The sequence below is a fragment of the Rothia sp. 27098_8_161 genome (genome assembly GCF_041432905.1).
GTDB lineage: Bacteria > Actinomycetota > Actinomycetes > Actinomycetales > Micrococcaceae > Rothia.
Genome location: NZ_JAPWAL010000038.1, coordinates 1 through 2,630, shown reverse-complemented (window position 1 = coordinate 2,630; position 2,630 = coordinate 1). Strand labels below are relative to the sequence as shown.

At 42.6% G+C, this 2,630-nt stretch carries 2 protein-coding genes; both read right to left on the bottom strand.

The window, feature by feature from the left end; all coding sequences use genetic code 11:
- Window positions 1–1,121: ATP-binding cassette domain-containing protein (locus tag O3648_RS08140; RefSeq protein ID WP_371569520.1), on the bottom strand; the 1,121-nt coding region annotated here is incomplete at its 3' end.
- A gap of 122 nt (window positions 1,122–1,243) precedes the next feature.
- On the bottom strand, window positions 1,244–2,389 hold the full coding sequence (locus O3648_RS08135; protein WP_371569517.1) for a radical SAM protein: 1,146 nt from the start codon (window positions 2,387–2,389) through the stop codon (window positions 1,244–1,246).
- Window positions 2,390–2,630 lie beyond the last annotated feature (241 nt).

The following is a 2,630-nucleotide window of genomic DNA, read 5'->3' as shown; positions in this document are numbered from 1 at the left end:
ATGTTGTATTTACTCTCAGAAGAAGCACCCTTATACGTTATGCTCCCCTGGGCAATTGGTGTAATTCCAAGAATTGCATTTATTAGCGTTGTTTTTCCCGCGCCCGAGGCACCAACTACTGCAATCATTTGATTATTCATCAGCTCAAGATTAATATCTTTAAGCGCAAAAGACGACGCGCCCTCATACTGAACGGATACATCTTTGCATATAATTTTTGAAATATTTTCACGGTTAGGGTTAGAAGTTTTTATCTCAGAAGCATGGTCGTAAGTATCAGAGTCGCATACCCTTCGGAATTGCTGAACAGATAATGCTCCATTAATAATCTGGCCGAATGAATATCCCACCTCTTGGGTCGCGTTAACACAGGCGATGATTCCAATCAGCGATCCGGCCACATACGATATATCGGCTCCTGAATCCACAAGGAAGTACAGGGACGCAAAGAGTAAGACAGAGCAGAGTAGCCCTGCAACTATGGAGATGATTCCTCTAACACTTTCAAGGCTCAATTCCCTACCGGCTGCCCGGCGTCGCCAGGACGCTACGCGTTGCGAGAAAAATCGGGAGGCTCTCATGAGGTGAAGTTCTTGGGCGCGACTTTGAGCCATCAGATTGTCTAGATAGTAGTTCTCTACCCGATAGTCCTCGTACATTAGGGTGTATATAGCGTAATCACGTTTAGCGAGGATTACCATTGCAATAGATAGGGGTAGTGAACACAGTGCCGCAAAAATTGCTGCCACAATGCTGACGTTCGCAATATTGAGACAGAGAAGTAACACCATTGCGAAGGCACTCACCAGTGCCATAACTGACATGGTGTGAACCTGCAATTCCTGTTTTGATATTGCCTCTCTAGCAGCACGTATATCTTCCTGTGATTTTGTGCTACTTATATCAGATAACGGAAATGTAGATAACTTGTTATTTAACATGCAGTGAACCCGATAGTTCATCTTTGACTTGAGGATGCGCATGTTACTTATGACCCAGCGTTGAGCAATGATATTAATTCCAGCAACAAGGGCAAGAGCAACGATATAAATCCAGGCCGCGCCACCATTTGAACCACTCAAGGCTGATACTGTATTACCGATCAGCAGGGACTGACTCAAGGGAATGCAGGCTATAACGGCTAGTGATAGGGCGGCGCTCACTAGGGTCCCAGGACAGGTTTTCCAGGCTAGGCGGAAAGACCAGAGTATAGAAGAAAATAGATTTTTCATTCTCACCACGCTCACAAAATCATATTGAACTCATCTTTAAGCATCAAAATAACTGAATTGATGGCTTCCCGTTGTGACAACTTATTACAATCCAAGTAGCCACACTGAACCCATGACTTTTCATAAGCTGCAGGATTATATCCATCAATAACATTTCCAACCTCCATCGATTGCTGGCCGGCACTGTCCCAGCAACTATACAATTTTCCAGAGGATGTCAAGACTACCCCTTCTGGCTGGTACCCTAATTCAGACCTTGGGGTTCGACATGTTGAACAATAGCCACTATGCCCAGGGTGAGATATTTTGAAACCTTTCTTCACTGCAACCCTATACGCATTAACATATTTATCAATATATTCATTCGACTCCTTAATAGAATCATGATACATATTTGTATTGTCAATAAGTGCGAAATAAATCGAAATGTTATTAGGATGACCAAGATTTATATACAGGTCATCGAGAAGACTCTCTATAGAATTAATGCTCACACTAGTTACATTAACCCTAATACTTACATAAAATCCTTCTTGTAAGAGTAGGAGAATTGAATCAATAATCTTCCGATAACTCCCCCATCCCGACTTAGTTTTTCTGTACATATTATGCACATCTTCAGCTCCATCTATTGTAATCTGAATGGTATAACAATCTATAATTTTCAAATACTTTATATTTTCTTCATTGATTAGCACACCATTAGTTACCAGAAAACTTCCATTAACCGGCATAAACTTGGTAAGGCATCGGTGAAAATCAAGAATATCTTTTATATACAAAAGAGGCTCACCACCCAAGTAAGTCACAGAAAATTCAGACTTTCCCATATCCCTGGCATACCCAGCAAGAAATCTAGCCATCTGTTCTGTGGTAATTGCCTTATCTCGTTTATTTTGGGGGCGGAGTCCACTAGAATCTACCTGATAGCAATATGAGCAAGTCAAATTACAGGCAAAACCTGGATGATACGTTATCGAAAGCGCATCATCAGAATCTTTTTTTAGCTGGCTCATAGATAATAATCTATCCAGCACCCATGGGCGCAAACACGTCCCACCATTAGCAGTAACTAACAAACGAGGCACAATAAAATAATTACCCTTATGCTCCACAAGGGAAATCCTATTTCCTCTTTTAGCCCACACTTCACCCATGACCGACAACTCCTTTGTATCTTTCAGAAGCGTAGCCCTGCCTCCACCCATTAGAGTAAGCACACGCTACAGCAGGTGGAAGCAGGGATACTTCACTTTCTACAGCGGCTTCTGTCCCGGAATCGGCATACGACCACCGCAATGATCAGCGCAACGACCGCCGCCCGCCGGAACAATTTCAATACCGAACAGATTGCACATGAACTTAACCATGAGAACTCCTCGATGAGCAGTTAATGAA